Origin of the sequence: Priestia sp. J2 (assembly GCF_020790095.1) — a bacterium.
Classification (GTDB): Bacteria; Bacillota; Bacilli; order Bacillales; family Bacillaceae_H; genus Priestia; species Priestia zanthoxyli.
Map to the genome: position 1 here is coordinate 4,649,007 of NZ_CP086208.1, position 23,901 is coordinate 4,672,907.

A 23,901-nucleotide genomic window follows, 5' to 3' on the forward strand; every position below is an offset into this window, starting at 1 on the left:
CAATTTATTTGAAATTCGCTGACTATTTAAAAAGGTGATTTCACATGACAATATCATGCAAAATCACCTTTTTACCGCTTATTTTTGCTTCGAACGAACCGGCTGGGCACGCTTGCTGTTCCGTGCTTTTAATTCTTTTACAGGATCAAAATCTTTTCCTAGCTCAATATCATTGCTGTTGATCCCGTTTTTTGTTTTTTGTTCCGGGTTATTTTGATTTGAACGAGTTGCCATAAAATCCTCTCCTTAATGCTGAGTTGTAATCAATTTATTTTGCAGCTGCTGAACTTGCAGGCGCATGCGATATAGCTGCTCTCTTTGCTGTGCATTTGCACTGTGAGAAAACTCTTCAATTTCTTTATAAGCATTTTCTAATTTTTCCTGTGCTTTTGTATATTCAGTGTCATTGTAATGTTCTTGTTTCATGCCTTCCTGTAACTGACCTTGTCCAAAGCGAATAGCATCTTCACACTGCTGCATAAGTTGATCCACTGCTTGACGAGTTGTCATTGTCTATTCCTCCTATTCGTTCATTTCTGTCTTATTTTGCGCAACTTTACTCTCCTTTACGACAAGAAGAACCTGTTAAATATAAGCATCCTTAAATTTGTTTGGCACTTTTTCACGTTTTTGATACAATTTGTTGATGTATATTGCATGTAAAAAGGAGGTTGCTGATTTGAATCAGACAAACCCATTTCCGTATAAATCTGAAAACAAACGTTATCATACCTGGAATTACCACTTACGTAACCACTTTGGCCATAAGGTATTTAAAGTAGCCTTAGATGGAGGATTTGATTGTCCAAACAGAGACGGCACGGTAGCTCACGGCGGCTGTACGTTTTGCAGCGCTGCCGGTTCAGGAGATTTCGCTGGAAACAGAGCGGATGATCTTGTGACACAATTTAACGAAATCCGTGAAAAAATGCATCATAAATGGAAAGACGGAAAATACGTTGCTTACTTTCAAGCATTCACTAACACTCACGCTCCTGTTGAGGAGCTTCGTGAAAAATATGAAGCGGTCTTAAAGCTTCCCGGAGTTGTTGGGCTTTCTATCGCCACGCGCCCTGACTGTCTCCCCGACGATGTGGTGGAGTACTTGGCTGAATTAAATGAACGAACTTATCTATGGGTAGAACTTGGACTGCAAACTGTTCATGAACGAACTTCACTGCTTATCAACCGGGCACACGATCATCAATGCTATGTAGATGGTGTAGCAAAGCTTCGAAAACACGGTATTCGCGTTTGTTCTCACATCATTAATGGTTTGCCTTTAGAAACACCTGAGATGATGATGGAAACGGTACGGGAAGTAGCAAAATTAGACGTTCAAGGAATTAAGATTCATCTGCTTCATTTACTAAAAGGAACTCCTATGGTCAAACAGTATGAAAAGGGCCTTGTTGAATTTCTTTCATTTGAAGAATATGTAAAGCTTGTATGCGATCAGCTCGAAGTAATCCCTTCTGAGATGATTGTTCATCGTATTACCGGTGATGGACCGATAGACCTCATGATCGGACCGATGTGGAGCGTAAATAAGTGGAGCGTATTAAATGCCATTGATCAAGAGCTCGAACGTCGCCAAAGCTATCAAGGAAAATATTACGAAACAGAGTTGATGGAAAGATGAAAATAGAACGTATCCTGCCTTTTGCCCGCACGTTGCTCACTAATGCTGTGGCCGAAGGAGATGTCGCGATTGATGCTACAGCAGGAAATGGACATGATACATTGTTCTTAGCCAACTTAGTCGGAGATACAGGTCATGTATATGGATTTGACATTCAGCCCCAAGCCATTCAAGCAACTCAGCAGCGATTGACAGAACATCATGTAGAAAAACGAGTCACGCTTATCCAAGAAAGCCATAGCAATATAAGCATGCTTCCTACTTCTATTAATGGACGAGTGACGGGCGCTGTCTTTAATTTAGGTTATTTACCAGGTGGAGATAAAGACATCGTCACCACTTCTGAAACAACAATTTCTGCAATTGAGCAGTTACTTGATTTGCTAGCACCTGAAGGAGTGATTGTGCTCGTTATTTATCACGGACACGAACAAGGGAAACAAGAAAGAGACGATTTACTAACGTACGTCCAAAATCTGGATCAAAAAGATGTCCATGTTTTACAATACCGCTTCATGAATCAGCAAAACAATCCTCCGTTCATCATTGCTATTGAAAAAAGATAAGCCGCATATGGCTTATCTTTTTAACATTCGGTACAAGCGTCCGTTGATATAGAAAAAGTAGCTGAGTGCTCCCCCCGCTTTGATTAATCGACGTGCATTCACATGAACATGTTTTTGTGCCCTCACTTTTTGATCGGACAAATAAACGCCCAGGAGTCCCTTATAGATAAAGCAGTGAAAGTGATAATCCGGTAGTTTTTTAGCATATTCGTCCGCTTTTACAACAAAATGCAAAAAGCGGTCCATCATTTGCTGATAGTGAGGATAATAAAAACAAAAGTTCAAATCTCCTCCTGCTTTATCTTCTTCTTGGTCAATTAAATAATCGAGTAAAATATGTAAACCTTGAATATAAGGAAAATATCCCGCTTTTATTTTCTCCGTCATTTCTTTGGTCATCTCTTCTTGAAAACTGTAAGCGGCCAAACAAAAAATGCCTAACGTTGAACCAGAGCACGCTGAAAATTCATACCACTCCATTTCAGGAACACTGTGCCGGTGAGCATCAAACCAATTCTCTAATCGTGGAACTCTTTCCTTGATTTCAACATGCTTATGTATTTGCAAATCACAATAATAAGTAGCTAGTTCTAATAAATGTGAAGAGACGATATGGTAATTACAGGCTTTTCGCAAGGACTGCTGACAAGTCTGGACAAGTTCCGCTAAATATCCTCCATCGTCTTTATCCGTTCGAAAACGATAGTAATCCCCAAGAGGTGCATGAGGAGTCAACGCATCTGGCATCGATTCGTGTAAGGCTGCAAAATCTTTAGGATCGAGCGAATTGCTGCGGTCACATAAGTTATCTAAGTAATCGCTGATTGTTTGGTAGGCAACGATAAATTTTACGCATTCAATCATGTTTTCTTTCGCTAAAATCGATAGGATACCGCCTCCTTCACAATGAAAAGTTTTTGTATCGATACTTGCCAATGCTTGAGTGCGTAATTCTTTATTAGGAATCTCTTTTGCCCGTTCCCGCCAATGGTTAAGCTCGTGATGAACGACGGGAAACACTTCTCGATAAATTTTTCTCATTAATGAAATAGGACGAGACGGAATCTTCATTTATTTTCACCTCAATTTCTGACAGCACTCATTAAATGTGAAGATCAACAAAGCTTTTCGCGTATGTAAAAACGTATTCTCTTTCAGGCTCATTAAAGATTTCGTGATACAGCTGAGACCATTCTTTGTAGATTTTTTCACTTAGCTCTATTTCATCAAACCACTGTCTAACAATCAGCTTTTCAATAATTTTATCTTCTCCTGCCTGCATCACAAGAAGCGGAACATCCGGCAAACGATCGATATCTTTAAAAGCTAAGTTAACAGCTTGAATCAATTCTCGGTACCATCTTACAGAAACTTTTGTAACGTACAGTGAGTCGTTTTCATCTTCATCTCGAACTTCTTGATTTCTTGTTGCTTTTTCAACAGTAAGACCCAAATCAAAAAGTTTGTTCGGCATGACTTTATTTAATCCTTTAGATAACATATCTAAGTAAGCTGGTACTTGCTCTTTTAATCCTAGACAAGGTGAGGAAAGAATCGCACCCCATATAGGAAGATTTTTTGTCTGCAGCGTACGAATAACCGCCAGTCCTCCCATACTATGTCCTAACAGGAAAATAGGCAAATCATATTTTTGCGCTTCACGTACCCATTCTTCCACTTCATATACATATTCATCAAAGGATAGGATATGTCCTCTTCTTCTCGTTGTTAAGCCTTGGCCAGGAAGGTCTCCCATGATTACGTGCATTCCAACCGAACGCCACATCTCAATCAGCCAGCGATAGCGCCCGTGATGCTCCGCTGCTCCATGGACCATGACAATAACGCCTTTTGGATTTACTGCTTCCCATTTATGCATTTGAGTTACTCCTTCTTCCTTTTTTTGTTTACCTGCTTTAAAAACCTTTGTACACTTACATTAGAAGATTTACTACTTTTTTTCAACTAATAAAGGGAGATGATTTGATGATTTATCCGTATAAAGAAAAAATGCCTAATATTGCACCCAGCTGCTTCCTCGCAGACTATGTCACGATTACTGGAGATGTCACCATTGGTGAAGAAAGCAGCATTTGGTTTAACACCGTTATTAGAGGAGATGTTTCACCTACTATTATAGGGAAACGAGTAAATATACAAGATCAATCAACACTCCATCAAAGCCCAAATGCTCCTTTGCTTATTGAGGATGATGTGACAGTAGGACATCAAGTTATTTTACACAGCTCCATCATCCGCAAACGCGCGCTCATTGGCATGGGCTCTATTATTTTAGACGGTGCGGAAATTGGTGAAGGTGCTTTTATCGGTGCAGGAAGTTTAGTGCCTCCCGGTAAAAAAATACCACCTAATACTCTCGCACTCGGTCGACCTGCTAAAGTAATCCGCACTCTGACTGAGGAGGATTTAAAAGATATGCAGCGCATTCGTACAGAATATGTAGAAAAAGGGCAGTATTATAAGTCTATTAAGAAATCTGATTCTTCATTATAAAGGAAACGTTCCCTCAGAAAGTCATACTGAGGGAATTTTTTTAGTATCTCCACAAACTCTCTAATCATGTTCTATTCTCTCCACAATTGTAAAGAAATTTCCATATTAATTTACATCGTTTTAGTACTGCCTCCACAATTAAAGATTAAACTGAATAATAAAGACGTATTTATTAAAAAGGGAGCGACTCTATGAAAGCCAAGTTAATTCAGTATGTATACGATGCCGAATGCCGATTATTCAAAAGTGTAAATCAACATTTTGATCGAAAGCACTTAAATAGATTTTTACGTTTACTAACTCATGCCGGCGGAGCCACGTTTACCATTGTGATAGCGTGCTTGCTGCTATTTCTGCATCCTTCATCCGTCGCTTACGCCTGTGCGTTTTCTCTAGCCGTTAGCCATATTCCTGTTGCCATTGCTAAGAAGCTATATCCGAGACAACGGCCTTATATTCAACTAAAGCATACAAAAGTATTAGAAAATCCATTAAAAGATCATTCATTTCCATCGGGGCATACAACGGCTATTTTTTCGTTAGTTACCCCTCTGATGATTACTTACCCAGCCTTCGCTGCCGTTCTTTTGCCGCTTGCAGTAACGGTAGGCATTTCAAGAATTTATCTCGGTCTGCACTATCCGACGGATGTCATGGTAGGCCTGATACTCGGCATCTTTTCAGGTGCTGTTTCACTGAACATATTTTTAGTCTAATTGATAGGAGGAGTACTCATGAGAATTGCTTTATTTACAGATACATTTGCTCCGGAAGTTAACGGAGCTGCTAAAACACTTTATCAATTTACTCAGTATGTCAAATCAAAGCAAATTCCCATCCAGGTATTTGCTCCTGAATTTGCTCATAATCGGTCGTTTTCAACATACGTTCACCGCTCGCCTAGCATGCCGTTTTTCCTTTATCCAAACAGCCGCTTTTCATTGCCAAACGTTCTAAAAATTAAAAAGCAGCTGCAGGAATTCAACCCTTCTCTTATTCATTTGGCCACTCCTTTTACAATGGGGCTTTGCGGCTCCTATTACGGGAAAAGATTAGGTATTCCTCTTGTCGGCTCTTATCATACCAATTTTGATGATTATTTATCTCACTATGAACTTGAAAAAATGCGTGTACCACTGCAAAAATATATGAAATGGTTTTATAAACCTGTACAAAAATTATTCGCTCCCTCCGAAGTGACCAAACAGCAGCTAGAAAAACAAGGGTTTCACAACGTAGCTATTTGGTCGCGAGGGGTAAATCACAAATTGTTCCATCCCCACTATGACCGCTTTGATATTCGTATTAAATATAATATAAAAAAACCCTACATCTTAACGTATGTAGGAAGGTTAGCTAAAGAAAAGAACGCTGATTTTTTACTAAAAATTGCCCGATCTTTACCTGATCATATCCGCCACCAAGTTCACTGGCTTATTGTGGGAGATGGTCCTTTAAAAGAACAAATGCAACAGCAAGCATCTGAGCATATGACATTTACAGGCTTTCTTGAAGGTAAGCAACTTGCTCATATCTATTCTTCATCTGATTTGTTTGTTTTCCCTTCAGAAACAGAAACGTTCGGAAATGTCGTACTGGAGTCTCTTGCTTCTGGAACTCCCGTGGTGGCAGCAAATGCAGGAGGAGTTAAACAGATGGTTCAGCACGGGCGAAACGGCTACCTTTGCAAACCTCACTCCTTAGAAGAATTCAGTTCGGCTATTACAGGTTTACTTGATGATTTGCACCAGCGGCTTCACTTTAGCCATGCAGCGAGACACTATGCTCTTACTCAATCATGGGACGCCATTTTTCAGCATTTGCTTTCAGAATATGAAGATGTCGTAGAAAAATCTGCTGAAGGTATTCAATGGGCATAAAAAAATCTCCGTTTTCACGGAGATTTTTTTATTATTTAGCTAAAGCTTGAGTTTTTAATGCTTCAGCTTTGTCTGTGAACTCCCAAGGAAGCTCCACATCTGTACGACCAAAGTGACCGTAAGCTGCTGTTTGCTTATAAATTGGGCGACGTAAATCAAGCATTTTAATGATGCCTGCTGGACGTAGGTCAAAGTTTTTGCGTACTACATCTACTAGTACTTCTTCAGAAACTTTTCCTGTACCGAATGTATCAATTGAAATAGATACTGGCTGTGCAACACCAATTGCATATGCTAGTTGTACTTCACATTTATCAGCAAGATCAGCTGCTACAATGTTTTTCGCAACATAACGAGCTGCATAAGCTGCTGAACGGTCTACTTTTGTTGCGTCCTTACCAGAGAATGCACCGCCGCCGTGACGAGCATATCCGCCGTAAGTATCAACGATAATTTTACGACCAGTTAAACCAGCATCTCCTTGAGGGCCGCCGATTACGAAACGTCCTGTTGGGTTAATGAAATACTTTGTATTTTCATCAATTAACTCATTTGGAACAACTGGATTAATTACATATTCTTTTAAGTTACGTTGAATTTGCTCTAACGTTACTTCTGGGTGATGCTGAGTTGAAATAACAATTGTATCGATGCGAACAGGTTTGTTGTTTTCATCATATTCAACTGTTACTTGTGTTTTACCATCCGGGCGAAGGTAAGGAAGAATTTCTTCTTTACGTACTTCTGTTAGACGGCGAGCAAGTTTATGAGCTAATGAAATTGGAAGAGGCATTAATTCTTTTGTTTCGTTACATGCATAACCAAACATTAACCCTTGGTCTCCAGCTCCGATTGCTTCGATTTCTTCATCGGACATTTGACCTTCACGTGCTTCTAACGCTTGGTCTACACCAGCAGCGATATCAGCTGACTGCTCGTCGATAGATGTTAATACTGCACAAGTTTCAGCATCAAATCCGTATTTTGCACGAGTATAGCCAATTCCTTTAATTGTTTCACGAACTGTTTTAGGAATATCCACGTAAGTAGAAGTTGTAATTTCACCGCTTACTAAAACTAAACCAGTTGTTACGCTTGTTTCACAAGCAACACGAGCATTTGGATCCTTTGCTAGGATAGCATCAAGAATTGAGTCAGAAATTTGGTCACAAATTTTATCGGGATGTCCCTCTGTAACAGATTCTGACGTGAACAGACGACGTTGTGTTGACATCAGTTTTCCTCCTTATAAATACGATACATTGTGATACGGTACTCATTCCCTTATTTTCATTACACGTTAAAAAATATAAAAAAACCTTTCCTTGTATCGAGGAAAGGTATCAAATTCTACATAAGCCTTTCACTCTTATCGATCAAGGTTGTGCCCTTGCATCAGGTTAGCACCTTATCGTCTACACAAAAAAATGACGATGGTTGCTGGGTTTCACAGGGCCTGTCCCTCCACCAGCTCGGGATAAGAGAGTATCCGTTCAAGGACATATAATACATGAAAAAGCGCTTCACTGTCAACAACATTCAAATGGAAATCATCTCTTTATGTTTGAATCTGTTTTAATGTAACATACTCAAATTTAAAAATAGTATACCTTATTAAGAATGATCACGAAGTTTGGTTAACAAGACAGACCAAAAAAAGGCTTTCACTTGAAATAGCTTCACTTTTTTCGCTTCTAGCACATATACATGTGTCTAAAATAGGTATAACGTACATTTTTTTATAATACACAAACATTTTTAGTTAAATAGTATAGAATAATTAAATAAATGTGTTATACTAATTATAAATTTCAAACATTAATGAATAAATAATAGCTAAAAAAGGAAGGTAGTGCACATGAGTACTGTTGATATGTCTATCGAATTAAATGGTTTGCTTCAATTAAAAACAACAAAACACCAATTATCTGTTCCACAACTTGTTGAAAAAATTCTAGCTCGACGCGAAGGAACGCTGACTTCTACAGGTGCTGTGTCAGTCGAAACCGGAAAATATACAGGCCGCTCTCCTTTGGATAAATTTATTGTAAGCGATGCTGTATCTTCAAAAACGGTTGAATGGGGACCCGTCAATCAGCCAATTTCTGCTCAGCGATTCGATGCGCTATACAAAAAAGTCTTAACCCACTTAAAGAAGCAGGATGAACTTTTTGTTTTTAATGGATATGCTGGAGCTGATAAAAAGTATCAGTTACCAATTCAAGTAGTTAATGAATTTGCATGGCACAACCTATTCGCTCAGCAGTTATTCATTCGCCCTTCAGCTGAACAAAAAACAAATGATGATGTGAAGCCGTTTACAATTGTAGCAGCTCCAACGTTCAAAGCTGACCCTGAAACAGACGGGACGAATTCGGAAACCTTCATTATTCTTTCATTAGAGCGACGCATTGTGCTAATTGGAGGAACTGAATACGCTGGTGAAATGAAAAAATCCATTTTCTCAGTGATGAACTTCTTGCTTCCTCAAAACAATATTCTATCCATGCACTGTTCTGCTAACGTAGGAGAAGAAGGTGACGTTGCATTATTCTTTGGTTTATCTGGAACGGGTAAAACAACGCTTTCTGCTGATGCAAACCGTCGTTTAATCGGAGATGACGAGCACGGTTGGTCAAGCTCTGGTGTATTTAATATTGAAGGAGGCTGCTACGCGAAGTGCATTCAGCTTTCCGAAGAAAAAGAACCGCAAATTTTTAATGCAATTCGCTTCGGCGCAGTACTGGAAAATGTAGTGTTGAATCAAAATACGAAAGTAGCAGATTACAATGATAATAGTTTAACAGAGAATACTCGTGCCGCTTATTCAATTGACTCTATTGATAATACGGTATTGCCAAGCGTTGCTGGGCACCCTACAGCTATTGTCTTTTTAACTGCTGATGCCTTCGGCGTCTTACCTCCAATCAGCAAGCTTACAAAAGAACAAGCGATGTACCATTTTCTGAGCGGATACACTAGTAAGTTAGCTGGAACAGAGCGCGGCGTAACATCGCCACAGGCTACTTTCTCTACATGCTTTGGTGAGCCTTTCTTACCTCTTGCTCCAACAACTTATGCAGAAATGCTAGGAAAGAAAATCGATGAACATAACGTAAATGTCTACCTTGTAAACACTGGATGGACCGGCGGTGAATACGGCGTGGGTGAACGAATGAAGTTAAGTTACACTCGAGCTATGGTTCAAGCAGCTCTTGAAGGAGAACTAGCTAATACCGAAACAGTAACAGATGCTATTTTTGGTTTATCGATTCCAACTCATGTTCCGGGAGTTCCTGATGAAGTGCTTCAGCCTTCTAAAGCATGGAACGATGCAACAGCTTATAACCAAAAAGCAACTGAACTTGCCGCTAAATTCAAAGCGAACTTCAAGCGTTTTAATGATGTAGCATCGGACATTTCAACATTAGGCGGACCTAGAGTCTAATAAAAAACCGATCGTCTTATAGACGATCGGTTTTTTAGTTAGTCGAATGTAATTTTGTCAGTTCATATGTGACAATGGTTTTTTCCTGCTCCATTTCTACCTTACGCACAACAGCAGTTCCAATACATTCTCCATTTTTCGTTTTGTGAATGTTTAATGGAATATCCAACGGATACAAACGATATCCTTTTTTCTCAACTTGAAAAATGTTATCTGTTACACGCTTTTCGTTGCCTTTTGTCACAATCATTGTATTTAATTCTAGCGGCATCCCCATTTTCTCTCACTCCTCACTGTTATTCTACTTGTTTTTTCTATCGTAGCATATCTTTTATTGCGCTTTCATCCACTTCGTTAACTTCTTTACCGTTTCTCGGTTTTCTTTTGGTGGAAAAGCATGTGGAAAGTTTTCAAAATACCAGCTGGTAACTTTTTTATTGGACTTCTTTAGTTTAGATTCGAGCTGATAGGAATGATCAATTGAGACGTTTTTATCTTCTAAACCATGAATAAGCAAGACCGGCGGCTCGACGAGATGAGCACGATGCAAAGGTGTCCTCCATTCGTATCTTTCAGGATATTTAGAAGGAGTTCCTCCAATCACCCGCTTCATCATTCTTCTTAAATCTTCTCTTTCTTCATATGTCAGCACCATATCCGTGACGCCTCCCCATAGCACAAGAGAACGGCTGTCTTTTTTTTCAATGGCTGTGAGTAAAGCCATCACTCCCCCTCGTGAAAACCCAAAAATATGAATGCGGTCATGGTGGACGTTAGGGAGCTGTTTCAGTAAATCGTAAGCAGCAAAAGCATCGTAACGATCATCTCCTGCAAAATCTTCGTTTCCTTCGCCTCCTTGATTTCCCCTATAGAACGGAGCCATCACAATAAAACCTTGTGAAGCAAATTGAATGAGTCGAGCAGGGCGAACCGTTCCTACGTTCTTAATACCTCCTCTTAAGTATAAAAAGCCGTCATACATTCCTTTTTCTTTTGGCTCTGCAAGCATTCCTTTAATCTTAAGCCCTTGACATGCATATGTAATCACCCACAGCGTCACGCGAGGATTTGATGATGGGAAACGCTGTTTATGAAGAATTGTTCCATCTTTCATTTTTTTCCTCCATTCTTTATATAACTAGCCTACTTTCTTCCGCTAAGGTTTACTTTCAGTCGTTGACTACTACTTCTTTGATTTTCCACATAGTTATATAGGCACTCACCTTCTTCCACTTCTTTACATACATTATCATAAAATATTTTATTACTTTAAGGAGGTTTGCTTTATGAAACCAATTAAATGGCTTTTTTCTTTGCTTGCTATTATGATTTTACTCATTCCACTAATTAGCTGCAGCAAAACAACATCTGTACAAACGGTTCGTGTCGGCGAAGTAACTCGCTCTATCTTTTATGCTCCCCAGTACGTCGCTATTTCAAAAGGCTTTTTTGAAGAAGAAGGACTAAAGGTAGATTTAAAAACAACTTGGGGCGGAGATAAGACAATGACGTCACTTTTATCTGATGGCATCGACGTCGCCTTAGTCGGCTCGGAAACGTCAATCTACGTATATGCACAAGGGTCTAGTGATCCCGTCATCAACTTTGCACAGCTAACCCAAACCGACGGAACATTTCTAGTAGCACGTAAAAAGGTCGATCAATTTTCATGGGATCAGCTTAAAGGCAAAACGTTTCTTGGTCAACGCAAAGGCGGCATGCCGCAAATGGTAGGGGAATATGTGTTAAAACAGCATAATATTGATCCTAAAAAAGATGTAAAACTCGTTCAGAACATTGATTTTGCTAACGTTGCGAATGCTTTTGCTTCTGGTACTGGAGATTACGTTCAATTATTTGAGCCAACGGCTAGTATTTTAGAGAAACAAGGAAAAGGACATATCGTTGCTTCCTTCGGAAAAGAATCAGGAACAGTTCCTTATACAACATTTATGGCCAAAGAAAGCTATTTAAAAGATAACCCTGAAGCAGCAGCTAAATTTACTCGAGCTATTTACAAAGCACAAAAATGGGTGAATACACATAGCACAGATGAAATTGCTGAAGTGGTTGCACCGTATTTTGAAGATACACCTAAAGACACGCTAAAAACTGTTATTGACCGCTATAAATCGCAAAAATCCTTTGCAACTAACCCTTTATTAGATGAGAAAGAGTGGGATCATTTACAAACAATCATGGACGAATCTGGAGAACTTCCAAGACACATTGATCACAGCAAGCTAGTCAACACAAAATTCGCAAAAGATGCAATGAGGGAGTAATATGACAAAACTTCACATTCAAGATATTCAACATATGTACCTTACGACAAAGTCTGCTACCACTGCACTTGAACATATTAATTTGTCTATTGAAGAAGGAGAATTCGTTTCCTTTCTCGGCCCAAGCGGATGTGGAAAAACGACGCTTCTATCGATTATTGCAGGCTTGATTGAACCAACGTCCGGCTCTGTCACAATAGACGGTGAAAATATCGGAACATCAGTCCCAAACATCGGTTATATGCTTCAACAAGATTATTTGTTTCCGTGGAAAACCATTAAAGAAAATATTTTACTTGGGCTTGAAATTCGCGGACAGCTAACAGATAAAACAGAGAGTAAAGCACTTTCACTTCTAAAAGAAATTGGTTTACAGGACGTAGATGACCTATATCCGCACCAGTTATCCGGAGGCATGAGACAACGCGTCGCTTTAGTCCGAACACTTGCCATTGACCCCGCTATTTTACTCTTGGATGAGCCTTTTTCAGCACTTGATTTTCAAACAAAACTCAAGCTTGAAGAACTTGTCTCCAAAACACTGATGACCTATCAAAAAACGGCCGTTTTGGTCACGCACGATATCGGCGAAGCCATTGCTATGAGCAGCCGAATCTTTTTATTCTCAGCCAAGCCGGGGAAGATCGCAAAAACATTTACGGTTCCTTCTATTTTACGAACCCTCTCTCCGTTTGAAGCACGACAGCATCCTGTCTATAACGATTTATTTATGGACATATGGAAGGAGCTTGATCAACTTGAAACCCACTAGCTCCCTAGATACTCTTCACGAAAGCTACCTTCGCAAGGTTCGGGGCGAAAAACGATTAGTACTGAGCGTGCAGATGGTCATTTTTTTAGCCTTTTTTAGCTTCTGGGAACTAGCTTCTCGTTTAAAGTGGATTGATCCTTTAATTTTCAGTTCCCCTACTAAAGTGTGGCATTTATTTTTAATTAAACTTGCCGACGGCTCGCTAGCAGAACATATTGGTTTTACATTATTTGAAACGGTTCTTGGCTTCATTTTAGGCACATTGCTAGGTATTTTACTTGCAACGGCCCTTTGGTATTCAACTAGGCTTGCAAACATATTAGACCCTTACCTCGTTATTTTAAACGCCATGCCTAAAGTAGCGCTGGGCCCTATTTTAATAGTAGCGATCGGTCCAGGATTTTTCTCAATTTTAACGATGGGAGCGATTATATCCGTTATTATTACATCCATCGTCGTTTACACAGCCTTTAAAGAAGTGGATCCAAACTATATTAAATTACTAAAAAGCTTCGGGGCAACGAAAACCCGCTGTTTTAAAGAAGCAATTCTTCCAGCTTCCATGCCTGCCATTATTTCCACATTTAAAGTAAACGTCGGTTTATCTTGGGTAGGCGTCATCGTAGGAGAATTTTTAGTTTCTTCAAAAGGGCTTGGATATATGATTATTTATGGTTTCCAAGTCTTCAACTTTACTCTTGTTCTTCTCAGCTTATTATTAATTGCCATTTTCGCTACGATTATGTACCAAGGCGTGGCTTATTTAGAAAAGAAATTGATCCGACGCTCATAAAAAATACCCCCGTACAAACGGGGGTATTTTCGTTGATATGATGCTTTTACAAAAATGTTCGCTTTACATATTTCATTACATATTGTAAAACATTATCTTTCATGATGAAGCTGTACGCATCATCTTGTTGAATGCCCGAAGGTAGTTCGTCAATCATTACGGGACCATCTGTTTCCATGTAGTCTTCTTTTTTAATTACATTTCCAATCGTAGCAAAATAAATGTTTTTAATAATAGTCTTTCCTTTACTTACTACTTTATATTGACCAATATAAGTTAAAGAAGAGACTTCTCCGCCTGTTTCTTCAAACACTTCTCGAACCGCTGCTTCTTCTGGTACTTCATTGCCTTCTAGTTTTCCTCCGGGAAATTCTAAACCTCGTTTTGAGTGATTCGTTAGCAACCATTGATTTTCATACCTGCATACGACCCAAACATGACGTGGAGTTTTCGAGAATGGATTTTTTTCAAATGATAAAAATACTTGATTATGATATGCATCCTTAAATGTGTACATGGTCGACTCAAACTCCATTTGATTTTTCCCTTATTTTATCATACATTACGGCCATACCTGATAAGAAAAGTATGCTCGTACTTTTTTTCTTTGCTTTTTACCCCTTATTCCGTTCTATCTGAAGATAAAATATTCATCTGTTTGATATGTGATTTTGTTTCATCGTCTCCCAGCTTATAAAGCATGGCATATATCTCAACTGTTGTTTTATCGTACATATCATTTTGAGAATCATGATGATATTCCAGATACGGAATATGTGATCGCCAAAAGCTTGACCAATCGCTTGAAGCGCGCTGATCTAAATAGATTCTCAGCTGCTCCACTTCTTCATCTGTTGCTTCAATCGCATAATTCCAATCTGAAGCAGTATTTGACTGATTGATTTCTCCTGAACTCAGAGATACATAATATTTTTTTGTCATGAAAGATATTCAGCTCCTTCTTTCTAGTGCCAACTTATCTTTCTTATGTGTATCTTATTCTTTTTTTATACACTCTACGATTTAAAGCGGTCTTTTAAAATCGCTATTGCTTTTTTTAACGGCTCTGGAATCGGAACCCCTACAATTCTTGCGTTTTCTGTAATTGAAATCATTTCGTTTAAAATATAGAACAAAATAGCTCCATCTCGAATAATATGACCGTTTTCCCAAAATACAGAATCGATAAAGTTTGCTACAGCAATCATGGCAAAAATAAAAATCTTTTTGGCAATTCCTTTAAAACCTACTTTGCTAGATAAACGTTTATTTATAAAAGCTGCAATTGTACCCGTCAAGTAATCCATTGCCACTAATGCTACTAAAGCCATTAGTAAATAGTCCCACTCTCCAAATAAAAAAAAAGCCAGTGAACCTAAACTTGAGATTATTAAGACAGAAAGCTTCTGCATATCCACTTTTTTCACCCTTTCAGCAGTCATAAGCAGTCATATCCCTACAGTATATGCCAGTGAAAAAAAAGTGTTCGTCCATCTTATCATAAAAAAAACCTGCGAGTACTCGCAGGTTTTACTTACTTGCCTAGGAATGATTTTAACATCCACGTATGTTTTTCTAAGCTTTGATGAATGGCTAACAGCATGTCTCCTGTTGTTTCGTCGCCCGCTTCACCGGCTGCATCCATTCCTTCTTTTAATTCAGCAGTTAGCGTATCAAAATCGCTTACTAAAGAAGCAACCATGTCTTTAGCCGTTTCGCTTCCATCCGCTTCTTTAATAGAAGAAAGTTCTAACGATTCTTTCATTGTTGCCACAGGTTTTCCTTCTAATGCTAAGAGGCGTTCTGCAAGGTCATCAATAATTGTAGCTGTTTCCGTATACAGCTCTTCAAACTTTTCATGAAGAGTGAAGAATTGTTCACCTTTCACGTACCAATGAAAATTATGAAGTTTTATGTACATTACACTAAAGTTTGCCACTTGTTTATTAACAATTTCATTTACATTTGCTGCCATGTTGTTCGCTCCTTTGTGAACTCTTTGTATAGTATAGTTGTACCCTTTTTTAGTTGATTAAAACATTTTTTTCATAAAAAGAGACATTTCCCTTTCTTTAATCATTTATCTTTTCCAAATAAAATAAGCAGCCCAGCGGACTGCTTATTTTTAGCCAAATACTTTTTCTAAATCTTCTTTGTCCTGTTCTAACCAGAACTTCATTAAGCGTTTTGCTCCTTCTAAATCGTGAAGTTTCGCTTGACCACACTGCTTTTCGTTTGCTGCTGGAATTTCAGTAATATTAATTGCATCTTTTAACGTATCGTCTAACAAGTCAATGATTTCACGTACAGTTGGCTCGCCGCTCACTACTAAGTAGTACCCAGTTTGACATCCCATAGGCGAAATATCAATAATATCAAAGTGATCGTATTTTTCTACATGAGTACGAATATTAAAAGCTAATAAATGCTCTAACGTATGAATAACGTCCGGCTTCATTGCTTGTTTGTTTGGTTGGCAAAAACGAATATCGAATTTATTTACAACGCCGTCGCTTCCCACTTTGTGAACACCGCAGTGTCTTACGTAAGGTGCTTTAACCGCATTATGATCTAGCTCAAAACTTTCTACTGATGGCATAATACCACTCCTTTTTTCTTCTTTCACCTATCATAACATGCAATTCCGATATATTTCATCCATTTAATAACCTTTATTTCTTTTAGTTGCTTTTTATTCCTTCTATCCCTTATAGTATGAGCAAACACGAAAGAAAGAACGTGATAATAAATGATTGCAAAGCTTTTGCTTTTACTTATAAAAGGATATCAAAAAGGAATTTCGCCTTTTCTTCCGGCAAGGTGCCGGTTTTACCCTACTTGCTCCCAGTACGGAGTTGAATCCATTAAACGCTTTGGTGCCGTAAAGGGATCTTATTTGACTATAAAACGCATTTTAAAATGCCACCCGTTCCATCCGGGTGGCATCGATGAAGTACCTGAGAAAAAATCACACTAAGCTTTAGTTGTTTTCGATTGCTTCATACCCATTTACAACAACATCTAGCTTTCCTGTATTTGGATCAATAACTAGTCCATGTACAGGAGTATCTTTTGAAAATAGAGGATGATTACGAATTGTCTCTACACTATGCTGAACAGTCTCTTCTACTGAATCAAAACCCGTTAACCATTTTTTCAAGTCCATAGAATATTCAATGGTATTAATCACTTCATCTGAGATGCCTTTTGCTCTTACTTTCTCTAAAAAAGGTTCCGCCTGAAGTTTACCTGCTCCGCAGTCATGGTGACCAATTACACATACCTCATCAGCTTGTAGCTCGTACACAGCTACTAAAATGCTTCGCATAATACTTCCAAATGGATGTGAAACAAGTGCTCCTGCATTTTTAACAATTTTCACGTCTCCGTTACGCAGATTTAAAGCGTGCGGAAGCAATTCTACCAATCTTGTGTCCATACACGATAAAATAACCATTTTTTTATTAGGGAATTTGCTTGTTTCGTAAAGTTCATACTTCTTTTCTTCTACAAATTTTTTGTTGAATTCTAAAACATCTTGTAATAAGCTCATTTGCTGTCTTCTCCTTCATAAAAAAAATTCTTTCTTGTATTATAATACTTTTTCCTATAAGATGAAAAGTGTTAAATCGTAATCATTATTATTTAAAGACAAGAAAGTAGGTTATAACAGTGAAAAAAATTCCCGTTACCGTTTTAAGCGGATACCTTGGGTCAGGTAAAACAACTCTTTTGAACCATATTTTAAAAAATAAAGAAGGTTTAAAGGTCGCGGTCATTGTCAATGACATGAGCGAAGTAAATATTGATGCAGACTTAGTTAAACAAGGCGGATTTTCTCGAACAGAAGAAAAACTTGTTGAAATGCAAAATGGCTGTATTTGCTGTACGCTTCGAGATGATTTAATGAAAGAGGTAGAACGCCTGGCTGACAATGATGATATTGATTATATTGTCATTGAATCTTCCGGAATCAGCGAACCTATCCCTGTTGCTCAAACATTTACTTATATTGATGAAGAGCTTGGCATTGATTTAACTCAGAAATGTTCATTAGATACGATGGTCACTGTAGTAGATGCTAATCGCTTTTGGGAAGACTTTTCATCAGGTGAAAGCTTATTAGACCGCAAAGAAGGAACGGATGAAAACGATAAAAGAGAAGTGGTTGATTTATTAATCGATCAAATTGAATTTGCAAACGTCATTTTATTAAACAAAGTTGATTTGTTAACAAAAGATGATGCAGATGAGCTGCAGGCTGTTCTTCACAAATTAAACTCAGAGGCCACTGTTATCCAAACAATTAATAGTGAGGTAAAACTTGAAACCATACTTCATACCGACTTATTCGACTTTGAAAAAGCTAGTCAAGGAGCCGGATGGATTAAAGAATTAAATGAAGAACACCATACGCCTGAAACAGAAGAGTTTGGTATTTCTTCTTTTGTATATAGAAGGAATCGTCCCCTTCATCCTGAACGCTTTATGAAATGGTTAGAGGACTGGCCGGTTGATATTGTACGTGCAAAAGGATTTTTCTGGCTTGCTTCACGTAACCATATGGCAGGACTTCTTTCTCAAGCAGGTACGTCCATTATGATTCAAGGAGCGGGTGAATGGGTCGCAACGTACATAGCAGAGGAAAGGGAACAAACCTTAAAGGAAGAACCTGAATTACGAGCAAAATGGGATGAACAATTTGGAGACCGTATTAACGAGCTTGTATTCATTGGTATTGATATGAACAAAGCTGAAATAATTGAAACTTTAGACCACTGTTTGCTGACAAATGAGGAAATGAATCAAGATTGGGCTACTTTCAAAGACCCCCTTCCTAAGTTTACAGTAAGTGCGTAAATTTTTAGTTTTCAAATCGTAATAATTACGATATAATAACATAGGTCATAAATGGTTACGATACGAACGGAAGGAGCAACATAATGAAATTCAAACCACTTTTAATGGTGCTGGCATTAGGAATTGGAACAGCCCTTGCAGGGTGCAGTTCAAGCAGTGCAAATAACGCATCTGATAATAAAAATAAAAAATTAGAAGTTTACACAACAATTTACCCTTTACAGGATTTCACTGAAAAAATCGGTGGAAAATATGTAGAAGCTAAAAGCATTTTACCAACAGGTGTAGATGCTCACTCATTTGAACCTACCACAAAAACAATGGTCAAAATCGCAAACGCGGACGCATTCGTTTACTCAGGAATTGGGCTTGAAGGCTTTGCAGATAAAGCACAGTCTACGCTAAAGAATGAAGATGTCGCTTTAGTAGAAGCTGCAAAAGGAATTGAACTAGCAAAGAGTTCTGAAGATGAGCATGCCCATGAGGACGAACATGCACATGAAGAAGAGCATCACCACGGAGATACAGACCCTCACGTTTGGCTTGATCCTATTTTAGCTATTCAATTAGCAGAAAATATTAAAAATGAACTTGTTGAATTAAAACCAGATAAAAAAGCAGAATTTGAAAAGAACTTCCAATCCTTAAAGACTCAGCTTGAAGATGTGAACCAAGAGTTAAAAACAACGATTGGCGACGCACCTCATAAAGAAATTTTAGTATCACATGCAGCCTACGGCTACTGGGAAAAACGATACGGATTAAAGCAAATTAGCGTAGCGGGTTTATCTCCTACAAATGAGCCGTCTCAAAAACAATTAGAAAACATCGTAAAACAAGCAAAAAAAGACCATATCAAATACTTTATCTTTGACCAAAATTTAAAGCCTAAAGTGTCTACACTTGTAAAAAATGAAGTGGGAGCTCAAGCTTTAACACTTCATAACTTAGAGTCATTAACGAAAAACGATGTTAAAAATAAAGAAGATTATTTCTCCATTATGCAACACAACATTGATACGTTGAAAAAAGCATTATATTAATAAAAAAACTAGCCTCTCGGCTAGTTTTTTTATTGTAATTTATATTTTTGCTTAAAGCGTTCCACACGGCCGCCTTTATCAGCAAATTTTTGTTTTCCTGTATAAAATGGATGTGTATCCGAACTAATTTCAACTTTTAAGAGCGGATATGTGTTGCCATCTTCCCATTGAACGTTCTCATTTGATTGTTTTGTAGATCCTGATAAAAATGATGTTCCGCTATTTGTATCCATAAATACAACTTTACGATAGTCTGGATGAATATTTGTTTTCATTAAATATCTCTCCTTTAAAACAATATATACTCATTATAATCGTAATGATTACTATTTTCAAGTTATATGTTTTACCAATTCTGATGCATAAAGCGTGGTAAAAAGTGGACAATAAGGTTTATCAATACTTTACTGGAAAGGTTGAAAAATGAATGGATCATTTAGTTACTGCACGTTCAATGTTTGGTCTGAACATGGGAGTACATATCATTTTTGCCACTCTTGGCGTCGGCATTCCTCTCATGATTTTATTGGCTGAAATTCTTTACTACAAAACAAAAGATAAAGATTATGAACTTATGGCACAGCGCTGGACAAAAGGAGCTGCTGTCCTGCTTGGAGTCGCTATTCCTACGGGAACGATTGCTGGTGTGCAATTAGCGTTGCTTTGGCCGGGTTTTATGGAAATCGTAGGAAAAGTGATGGCTCTTCCTTTTCAAATTGAAATTTATGCTTTCTTTATTGAGGCTCTTTTTCTCTCTATTTACGTATACGCAGCGGACCGTATTTCTCGAAAAATGAGGATTATCAGTCTCATTTTAGTAGCAATAGGCGCTCTTGCCTCTGCCGTTTTAATTACAAACGTGCACGCATTTGAAGGAACACCTGCTGGCTTTCGAATTTTAAATGGCGAAATTGTAAGCGTAGATCCTTGGGCAGCTTTCTTTAATCCGAGTTTCTTTGTAACGTCCGGTCACGTAGCCGTTTCTGCTTATACAACCGGAGGCTTTGTCATTGCTTCAGTCGCTGCCTTTAAAATGCTTCGTGCGCGAAAACATAATCCAAGAGAATATAAATTTCATCATAAAGCATTGATGATGGGATTAGTAATCGGCGGGATTTTTTCTTTTGTAACAGCTTTGAATGGACATGAATCGATGCAAAAAGTATACGAATATCAACCCGAAAAACTTGCAGCAGCTGAAGGTCTATTTGAAACGCAAGATCATGCGCCATTAGCTTTAGGCGGATTTACAGATGAAAAAGAACAGCGAGTCAAGTATGGCATTGAGTTTCCATGGATGCTCAGCTTCTTGTCGGGTAATAGCTTTAATACAGTGATTACTGGACTCAATGACTTCCCTAGAGATTATTGGCCGCCGCTTTTTGTGCATACCTTGTTTAACGGTATGGTCATTATCGGATCGATTTTAATTTTAGTGGCGCTAGTGGGCGTTGTTTGGTACAAGTTTTTAAAGAAGAAAAGCTTCCCTAAAGTTTTCATGTGGGCATTTGTCGCAACGGGCCCTCTCGCGATCATGGGCATTGAATTCGGATGGATTTTCGCATGTACAGGCAGACAACCCTGGGTCATTTACCGCATCATGCGTACATCAGAAGCCGTTACTACTTCTGCTAATTTGCATATTTTATTTTTCTTGTTTTTGCTTGTTTATATCGTACTCGTGGCCGCAGTCGCCCTTGTACTGGTGTTTTATTTTAGACGAAATCCGCTTTCTAAAGAGCTTGCTGCGCAAGCAGATTAAAAAGGATGTGAGAATATGGGTGATTCATTACTAGCAATTACTGTAATATGGGGCTTCATTTTTATCTATGCTGTAATGGGAACGATGGACTTTGGAGCTGGTTTTTGGTCGATGGTCTATATTAACCGTACGAAAACAAATGCTACAGATGTAGCAAACAGATATCTATCGCCTACTTGGGAAGTAACCAATGTATTTATCGTTGCGATTGTTGTTGCGCTGTTTAGCTTTTTTCCGCGAGCTACATTTACGCTTGGAACAGTGCTACTAGTACCGGGGAGTATCATTTTACTTCTCTTATCTATTCGAAGCGGATTTTTAGTGTTTTCACACTATGCTGGCAGCTTCAAATATCGGAGAGCGTTGGTTTACGTATCTGGTATATCTGGCGTATTAATTCCCGCTTTTTTAATCGCCGTACTGCCCGTAAGTCAAGGTGGATTTATTGATGTAATTGACGGAACGCAGCGATTAAATTTAGCAAGAGTGTTTTCAAGTCCGCACGTCTATTCATTTATTGGTTTTGCCATTACTTCTTCCCTGTTTCTGTCGTCTCTTTTATTAGCAGACTACTCGAAGTCATCTGACGAAATGGAAGCTTATGCGGTCTATCGGCGCGATGCGCTCATTACAGGACCTCTTTCACTGCTAATGGCTATCTTTATTATGATTACAATGCAATCAGAAGCCAGCTGGTTATATGATAAAATGATGCAGTTTAAGCCTCTTCTTTACGGGTCTGTAGGTCTATTTGTAGTAGCTGGTATTGCTCTGCTGCTGCCTTCTCAAAAAGGAAAAGGAATGCCTCGTTTAGCCGTGGTATCAATCGTCCTTCAATATTTCTTAGCAAGTTACGTATACGGACGAAGTCATTTACCGTATGTCGTGTATCCAAACGTAACGATTGAGAATGGATTTACACATCCCGATGCGTTCCATTCGTTATTTATTGTGTATATTGTTGGCTTTGCGATTTTATTTCCTGGATTCTTTTATTTCTGGCGTCTATTTATGAAAGATAATAAAGAATACAGCAAAAAGAAGCCATATTAAAAACCCGGTCAGCACTTGACCGGGTTTTCTTATGAAGCAGCAGATTTTGCCACTACTTCAGCAAAGTCTTTAGCAAATACCTTACATTTTTCTACATCTTCTCCAAAGGGAGAAAGCTCGATTTTCAAACCAGGAACAGCTATATTTCCGTTGCGTCCCTTTATTTTTTCTTCAATTAAATCAACTGCTCCGCAAAAAACATCATATGATGAATCACCTGAACCAAATACAGCCATCTGCTTTTGACTGAGATCTATATCATCCATTTCATCATAAAGATCTAAAAAATCATCTGGCAGCTCTCCATCTCCCCACGTATAAGCTCCAAAGATAATAGATTCTGCCAATACAAGGTCCGAAGCAGCAATGTCATATACTTCTGCTCGTTTCACATGCAATCCATGCTTGACTAATTCTTCTTCGATCAAATCGGCTATTGCTTCTGTGTTGCCTGACATACTCGCATAAGCTAGTAAGATTTCCTTCATGTAAATGACGCTCCTTTACACCAGCAGTGTGGGCCGCACATCCCCTTCTTCATCACATTCTTGCTTAAGAGGACAGTTTTCACACTCACTGGATGCATAGTTCTTTTGAAAATGTTTTGGTTCCATTAACACACTTTTGACAATATGTAGTTGAAGTATGGCCTTTTCATAATCGCCTGTTGCAATATAATAAGTTGTTGTTTCTCCGGTTAATAATGAATAAAAACGAATTTGTTCAGGAACCTTTTGAAAAGCTTGTTTCGAAAAAACGATAATAAAGTCTTTCATTGCGTTCTTCACTTCTTCATGGTCATCTAGAATGAATTTTGTTACCGTATAAGACTTCTCTGTCCATGCAGCAAAATCAATGGTCAGAGAAAGGTTGCTTTGAATTTCTTCTACATAAACGCTGTATTTTTCAAACACAAAAAGTGGTAGCTCCACATGTGTTTTCTCGCCTAAAAACCTCAGTAAATAATCACTTACTTTAGCTAACACATCGTAATAGTGAATGGGTGATGAAAACATATTTGGCTTTAGGCGCCAATATTTTTCAATAAGCTGTAAAACATAGAGGTTTGAGCGATACTCAACTGGCTTGCTATAGTATGTTTTAATGATTTGATGGACGGTTACTTGAACATGCTGTTTCCAATCTATAGATGTCTTTTTCAAAAGAAGCTGCTGCTGATAAAATTTGTACGGACATCGAATAAATTGTTCGATGTGGTTATTGGAGAGTGTCTTTATATGCACTTTTATCGGTTCCATCTATGTCTCACCACCCTAATTGAA

The 23,901-nt window shown here is 38.4% G+C and carries 30 protein-coding genes and 1 riboswitch; of the genes, 14 read left to right on the plus strand and 16 right to left on the minus strand.

From position 1 onward, the window contains the following. Nucleotides 1-78 precede the first annotated feature (78 nt). Both LJY09_RS24020 and LJY09_RS24025 read right to left on the minus strand, forming a co-directional pair. Nucleotides 79-234, minus strand: a complete 156-nt coding sequence (locus tag LJY09_RS24020) for a hypothetical protein (protein ID WP_013059527.1) — start codon at nucleotides 232-234, stop codon at nucleotides 79-81. A 12-nt stretch (nucleotides 235-246) separates the two neighbouring features. Further along, nucleotides 247-510 carry a YtzC family protein gene (locus LJY09_RS24025; RefSeq protein ID WP_013059528.1) on the minus strand — a complete coding sequence of 88 codons (264 nt, stop codon included), beginning with the start codon at nucleotides 508-510 and terminating at the stop codon, nucleotides 247-249. A gap of 169 nt (nucleotides 511-679) precedes the next feature. On the opposite strand from LJY09_RS24025, the gene LJY09_RS24030 reads away from it, so the two are divergent. Both LJY09_RS24030 and LJY09_RS24035 read left to right on the plus strand, forming a co-directional pair. Beyond that, complete coding sequence (locus tag LJY09_RS24030; RefSeq protein WP_028411842.1) at nucleotides 680-1,642, plus strand: tRNA modification radical SAM protein MnmL/YtqA; 963 nt, start codon at nucleotides 680-682, stop codon at nucleotides 1,640-1,642. Next, nucleotides 1,639-2,208 carry a tRNA 5-(aminomethyl)-2-thiouridylate-methyltransferase MnmM gene (locus tag LJY09_RS24035; protein WP_028411843.1) on the plus strand — a complete coding sequence of 190 codons (570 nt, stop codon included), beginning with the start codon at nucleotides 1,639-1,641 and terminating at the stop codon, nucleotides 2,206-2,208. Before LJY09_RS24030 ends, LJY09_RS24035 begins: the two co-directional genes overlap by 4 nt. Nucleotides 2,209-2,220: 12 nt before the next feature. Here LJY09_RS24035 and LJY09_RS24040 read toward each other — a convergent pair whose 3' ends face one another. Together LJY09_RS24040 and LJY09_RS24045 are read right to left on the minus strand one after the other, a co-directional pair. Then, complete coding sequence (locus LJY09_RS24040; RefSeq protein WP_028411844.1) at nucleotides 2,221-3,279, minus strand: tetraprenyl-beta-curcumene synthase family protein; 1,059 nt, start codon at nucleotides 3,277-3,279, stop codon at nucleotides 2,221-2,223. Between the two features lie 31 nt (nucleotides 3,280-3,310). Further along, nucleotides 3,311-4,087, minus strand: coding sequence for an alpha/beta fold hydrolase (locus tag LJY09_RS24045; RefSeq protein ID WP_013059532.1), 777 nt, complete (start codon nucleotides 4,085-4,087; stop codon nucleotides 3,311-3,313). 107 nt (nucleotides 4,088-4,194) lie between these two features. On the opposite strand from LJY09_RS24045, the gene LJY09_RS24050 reads away from it, so the two are divergent. From LJY09_RS24050 to LJY09_RS24060, 3 genes are all read left to right on the plus strand, one after another. Continuing rightward, nucleotides 4,195-4,722 (plus strand): gamma carbonic anhydrase, encoded by a 528-nt coding sequence (locus tag LJY09_RS24050; protein WP_028411845.1) that lies wholly within the window; start codon nucleotides 4,195-4,197, stop codon nucleotides 4,720-4,722. Nucleotides 4,723-4,913: 191 nt separating this feature from the next. Beyond that, nucleotides 4,914-5,438, plus strand: a complete 525-nt coding sequence (locus LJY09_RS24055; RefSeq protein WP_028411846.1) for a phosphatase PAP2 family protein — start codon at nucleotides 4,914-4,916, stop codon at nucleotides 5,436-5,438. Between the two features lie 18 nt (nucleotides 5,439-5,456). Beyond that, nucleotides 5,457-6,602: a glycosyltransferase family 4 protein gene (locus tag LJY09_RS24060; protein ID WP_028411847.1), complete on the plus strand. Its 1,146-nt coding sequence runs from the start codon at nucleotides 5,457-5,459 to the stop codon at nucleotides 6,600-6,602. Between the two features lie 31 nt (nucleotides 6,603-6,633). Here the strand turns inward: LJY09_RS24060 and metK are convergent, their stop codons facing one another. Beyond that, nucleotides 6,634-7,836 (minus strand): methionine adenosyltransferase, encoded by a 1,203-nt coding sequence (gene metK, locus LJY09_RS24065; protein ID WP_013059536.1) that lies wholly within the window; start codon nucleotides 7,834-7,836, stop codon nucleotides 6,634-6,636. Nucleotides 7,837-7,968: 132 nt separating this feature from the next. Further along, nucleotides 7,969-8,086: riboswitch (SAM riboswitch) on the minus strand. A 374-nt stretch (nucleotides 8,087-8,460) separates the two neighbouring features. Between metK and pckA the strand changes: the two genes are divergently transcribed. After that, on the plus strand, nucleotides 8,461-10,050 hold the full coding sequence (pckA, locus tag LJY09_RS24070; protein ID WP_028411848.1) for a phosphoenolpyruvate carboxykinase (ATP): 1,590 nt from the start codon (nucleotides 8,461-8,463) through the stop codon (nucleotides 10,048-10,050). A gap of 34 nt (nucleotides 10,051-10,084) precedes the next feature. Here the strand turns inward: pckA and LJY09_RS24075 are convergent, their stop codons facing one another. Next, on the minus strand, nucleotides 10,085-10,327 hold the full coding sequence (locus LJY09_RS24075; RefSeq protein WP_028411849.1) for a DUF2584 domain-containing protein: 243 nt from the start codon (nucleotides 10,325-10,327) through the stop codon (nucleotides 10,085-10,087). Nucleotides 10,328-10,381: 54 nt separating this feature from the next. Then, the gene (locus LJY09_RS24080; protein ID WP_028411850.1) at nucleotides 10,382-11,164 is read right to left on the minus strand and encodes an alpha/beta hydrolase family protein; all 783 of its coding nucleotides are present in this window, start codon (nucleotides 11,162-11,164) and stop codon (nucleotides 10,382-10,384) included. Between the two features lie 172 nt (nucleotides 11,165-11,336). Here LJY09_RS24080 and LJY09_RS24085 point away from each other — a divergent pair, with 172 nt between their 5' ends. The 3 genes from LJY09_RS24085 (at nucleotide 11,337) to LJY09_RS24095 (ending at nucleotide 13,900) form a co-directional block, all read left to right on the plus strand. Next, nucleotides 11,337-12,335, plus strand: coding sequence for an ABC transporter substrate-binding protein (locus tag LJY09_RS24085; RefSeq protein WP_028411851.1), 999 nt, complete (start codon nucleotides 11,337-11,339; stop codon nucleotides 12,333-12,335). A 1-nt stretch (nucleotide 12,336) separates the two neighbouring features. Then, nucleotides 12,337-13,107 carry an ABC transporter ATP-binding protein gene (locus LJY09_RS24090; protein ID WP_028411852.1) on the plus strand — a complete coding sequence of 257 codons (771 nt, stop codon included), beginning with the start codon at nucleotides 12,337-12,339 and terminating at the stop codon, nucleotides 13,105-13,107. A gap of 73 nt (nucleotides 13,108-13,180) precedes the next feature. Next, the gene (locus LJY09_RS24095) at nucleotides 13,181-13,900 is read left to right on the plus strand and encodes an ABC transporter permease (RefSeq protein ID WP_223269001.1); all 720 of its coding nucleotides are present in this window, start codon (nucleotides 13,181-13,183) and stop codon (nucleotides 13,898-13,900) included. A 46-nt stretch (nucleotides 13,901-13,946) separates the two neighbouring features. Here LJY09_RS24095 and ytkD read toward each other — a convergent pair whose 3' ends face one another. The 5 genes from ytkD to LJY09_RS24120 form a co-directional block, all read right to left on the minus strand. Then, nucleotides 13,947-14,417, minus strand: coding sequence for an RNA deprotection pyrophosphohydrolase (ytkD, locus tag LJY09_RS24100; protein ID WP_013059543.1), 471 nt, complete (start codon nucleotides 14,415-14,417; stop codon nucleotides 13,947-13,949). A gap of 104 nt (nucleotides 14,418-14,521) precedes the next feature. After that, complete coding sequence (locus LJY09_RS24105) at nucleotides 14,522-14,842, minus strand: hypothetical protein (protein ID WP_028411854.1); 321 nt, start codon at nucleotides 14,840-14,842, stop codon at nucleotides 14,522-14,524. A 74-nt stretch (nucleotides 14,843-14,916) separates the two neighbouring features. Continuing rightward, nucleotides 14,917-15,342, minus strand: a complete 426-nt coding sequence (locus LJY09_RS24110) for a phage holin family protein (RefSeq protein ID WP_014457957.1) — start codon at nucleotides 15,340-15,342, stop codon at nucleotides 14,917-14,919. A 92-nt stretch (nucleotides 15,343-15,434) separates the two neighbouring features. Beyond that, nucleotides 15,435-15,875: a Dps family protein gene (locus LJY09_RS24115; RefSeq protein ID WP_013059546.1), complete on the minus strand. Its 441-nt coding sequence runs from the start codon at nucleotides 15,873-15,875 to the stop codon at nucleotides 15,435-15,437. Nucleotides 15,876-16,025: 150 nt separating this feature from the next. Continuing rightward, entirely contained in the window at nucleotides 16,026-16,499 is a 474-nt protein-coding gene (locus tag LJY09_RS24120) for an S-ribosylhomocysteine lyase (protein WP_013059547.1), read from the minus strand. A gap of 150 nt (nucleotides 16,500-16,649) precedes the next feature. Between LJY09_RS24120 and yidD the strand changes: the two genes are divergently transcribed. Further along, nucleotides 16,650-16,877, plus strand: coding sequence for a membrane protein insertion efficiency factor YidD (gene yidD, locus LJY09_RS24125; RefSeq protein WP_080754454.1), 228 nt, complete (start codon nucleotides 16,650-16,652; stop codon nucleotides 16,875-16,877). A 3-nt stretch (nucleotides 16,878-16,880) separates the two neighbouring features. Here the strand turns inward: yidD and LJY09_RS24130 are convergent, their stop codons facing one another. Beyond that, on the minus strand, nucleotides 16,881-17,453 hold the full coding sequence (locus LJY09_RS24130) for a beta-class carbonic anhydrase (protein WP_028411855.1): 573 nt from the start codon (nucleotides 17,451-17,453) through the stop codon (nucleotides 16,881-16,883). 119 nt (nucleotides 17,454-17,572) lie between these two features. Between LJY09_RS24130 and LJY09_RS24135 the strand changes: the two genes are divergently transcribed. Together LJY09_RS24135 and LJY09_RS24140 are read left to right on the plus strand one after the other, a co-directional pair. Further along, nucleotides 17,573-18,760: a GTP-binding protein gene (locus LJY09_RS24135; protein ID WP_028411856.1), complete on the plus strand. Its 1,188-nt coding sequence runs from the start codon at nucleotides 17,573-17,575 to the stop codon at nucleotides 18,758-18,760. Between the two features lie 83 nt (nucleotides 18,761-18,843). Beyond that, complete coding sequence (locus LJY09_RS24140; protein ID WP_028411857.1) at nucleotides 18,844-19,803, plus strand: metal ABC transporter solute-binding protein, Zn/Mn family; 960 nt, start codon at nucleotides 18,844-18,846, stop codon at nucleotides 19,801-19,803. A 29-nt stretch (nucleotides 19,804-19,832) separates the two neighbouring features. On the opposite strand, the gene LJY09_RS24145 is transcribed toward LJY09_RS24140, so the two are convergent. After that, nucleotides 19,833-20,078: a type B 50S ribosomal protein L31 gene (locus tag LJY09_RS24145; RefSeq protein WP_028411858.1), complete on the minus strand. Its 246-nt coding sequence runs from the start codon at nucleotides 20,076-20,078 to the stop codon at nucleotides 19,833-19,835. 152 nt (nucleotides 20,079-20,230) lie between these two features. Here LJY09_RS24145 and LJY09_RS24150 point away from each other — a divergent pair, with 152 nt between their 5' ends. Beyond that, a complete protein-coding gene (locus tag LJY09_RS24150; protein ID WP_028411859.1) occupies nucleotides 20,231-21,565 on the plus strand; it encodes a cytochrome ubiquinol oxidase subunit I in 1,335 nt (444 codons plus the stop codon). A 15-nt stretch (nucleotides 21,566-21,580) separates the two neighbouring features. After that, complete coding sequence (locus LJY09_RS24155; RefSeq protein WP_028411860.1) at nucleotides 21,581-22,618, plus strand: cytochrome d ubiquinol oxidase subunit II; 1,038 nt, start codon at nucleotides 21,581-21,583, stop codon at nucleotides 22,616-22,618. Nucleotides 22,619-22,647: 29 nt separating this feature from the next. Here the strand turns inward: LJY09_RS24155 and LJY09_RS24160 are convergent, their stop codons facing one another. Both LJY09_RS24160 and LJY09_RS24165 read right to left on the minus strand, forming a co-directional pair. After that, nucleotides 22,648-23,106: a flavodoxin gene (locus LJY09_RS24160; RefSeq protein WP_028411861.1), complete on the minus strand. Its 459-nt coding sequence runs from the start codon at nucleotides 23,104-23,106 to the stop codon at nucleotides 22,648-22,650. A 15-nt stretch (nucleotides 23,107-23,121) separates the two neighbouring features. After that, on the minus strand, nucleotides 23,122-23,877 hold the full coding sequence (locus LJY09_RS24165) for a hypothetical protein (RefSeq protein WP_223546271.1): 756 nt from the start codon (nucleotides 23,875-23,877) through the stop codon (nucleotides 23,122-23,124). Nucleotides 23,878-23,901 lie beyond the last annotated feature (24 nt).

Excerpts from the sequence above, each read along its gene's own strand:
- LJY09_RS24120 (WP_013059547.1), bottom strand. The coding sequence starts at position 16,499 with ATGCCATCAGTAGAAAGTTTTGAGCTAGATCATAATGCGGTTAAAGCA.
- LJY09_RS24115 (WP_013059546.1), bottom strand. The coding sequence starts at position 15,875 with ATGGCAGCAAATGTAAATGAAATTGTTAATAAACAAGTGGCAAACTTT.
- LJY09_RS24145 (WP_028411858.1), bottom strand. The coding sequence starts at position 20,078 with ATGAAAACAAATATTCATCCAGACTATCGTAAAGTTGTATTTATGGAT.
- LJY09_RS24155 (WP_028411860.1), top strand. The coding sequence starts at position 21,581 with ATGGGTGATTCATTACTAGCAATTACTGTAATATGGGGCTTCATTTTT.
- LJY09_RS24105 (WP_028411854.1), bottom strand. The coding sequence starts at position 14,842 with ATGACAAAAAAATATTATGTATCTCTGAGTTCAGGAGAAATCAATCAG.
- LJY09_RS24130 (WP_028411855.1), bottom strand. The coding sequence starts at position 17,453 with ATGAGCTTATTACAAGATGTTTTAGAATTCAACAAAAAATTTGTAGAA.
- metK (WP_013059536.1), bottom strand. The coding sequence starts at position 7,836 with ATGTCAACACAACGTCGTCTGTTCACGTCAGAATCTGTTACAGAGGGA.
- LJY09_RS24050 (WP_028411845.1), top strand. The coding sequence starts at position 4,195 with ATGATTTATCCGTATAAAGAAAAAATGCCTAATATTGCACCCAGCTGC.
- LJY09_RS24045 (WP_013059532.1), bottom strand. The coding sequence starts at position 4,087 with ATGCATAAATGGGAAGCAGTAAATCCAAAAGGCGTTATTGTCATGGTC.
- LJY09_RS24075 (WP_028411849.1), bottom strand. The coding sequence starts at position 10,327 with ATGGGGATGCCGCTAGAATTAAATACAATGATTGTGACAAAAGGCAAC.
- LJY09_RS24165 (WP_223546271.1), bottom strand. The coding sequence starts at position 23,877 with ATGGAACCGATAAAAGTGCATATAAAGACACTCTCCAATAACCACATC.
- LJY09_RS24035 (WP_028411843.1), top strand. The coding sequence starts at position 1,639 with ATGAAAATAGAACGTATCCTGCCTTTTGCCCGCACGTTGCTCACTAAT.
- LJY09_RS24025 (WP_013059528.1), bottom strand. The coding sequence starts at position 510 with ATGACAACTCGTCAAGCAGTGGATCAACTTATGCAGCAGTGTGAAGAT.
- LJY09_RS24160 (WP_028411861.1), bottom strand. The coding sequence starts at position 23,106 with ATGAAGGAAATCTTACTAGCTTATGCGAGTATGTCAGGCAACACAGAA.
- LJY09_RS24140 (WP_028411857.1), top strand. The coding sequence starts at position 18,844 with ATGAAATTCAAACCACTTTTAATGGTGCTGGCATTAGGAATTGGAACA.
- ytkD (WP_013059543.1), bottom strand. The coding sequence starts at position 14,417 with ATGTACACATTTAAGGATGCATATCATAATCAAGTATTTTTATCATTT.
- LJY09_RS24085 (WP_028411851.1), top strand. The coding sequence starts at position 11,337 with ATGAAACCAATTAAATGGCTTTTTTCTTTGCTTGCTATTATGATTTTA.
- LJY09_RS24110 (WP_014457957.1), bottom strand. The coding sequence starts at position 15,342 with ATGACTGCTGAAAGGGTGAAAAAAGTGGATATGCAGAAGCTTTCTGTC.
- LJY09_RS24080 (WP_028411850.1), bottom strand. The coding sequence starts at position 11,164 with ATGAAAGATGGAACAATTCTTCATAAACAGCGTTTCCCATCATCAAAT.
- LJY09_RS24055 (WP_028411846.1), top strand. The coding sequence starts at position 4,914 with ATGAAAGCCAAGTTAATTCAGTATGTATACGATGCCGAATGCCGATTA.
- LJY09_RS24095 (WP_223269001.1), top strand. The coding sequence starts at position 13,181 with ATGGTCATTTTTTTAGCCTTTTTTAGCTTCTGGGAACTAGCTTCTCGT.
- yidD (WP_080754454.1), top strand. The coding sequence starts at position 16,650 with ATGATTGCAAAGCTTTTGCTTTTACTTATAAAAGGATATCAAAAAGGA.
- LJY09_RS24040 (WP_028411844.1), bottom strand. The coding sequence starts at position 3,279 with ATGAAGATTCCGTCTCGTCCTATTTCATTAATGAGAAAAATTTATCGA.
- pckA (WP_028411848.1), top strand. The coding sequence starts at position 8,461 with ATGAGTACTGTTGATATGTCTATCGAATTAAATGGTTTGCTTCAATTA.
- LJY09_RS24060 (WP_028411847.1), top strand. The coding sequence starts at position 5,457 with ATGAGAATTGCTTTATTTACAGATACATTTGCTCCGGAAGTTAACGGA.
- LJY09_RS24150 (WP_028411859.1), top strand. The coding sequence starts at position 20,231 with ATGGATCATTTAGTTACTGCACGTTCAATGTTTGGTCTGAACATGGGA.
- LJY09_RS24090 (WP_028411852.1), top strand. The coding sequence starts at position 12,337 with ATGACAAAACTTCACATTCAAGATATTCAACATATGTACCTTACGACA.
- LJY09_RS24020 (WP_013059527.1), bottom strand. The coding sequence starts at position 234 with ATGGCAACTCGTTCAAATCAAAATAACCCGGAACAAAAAACAAAAAAC.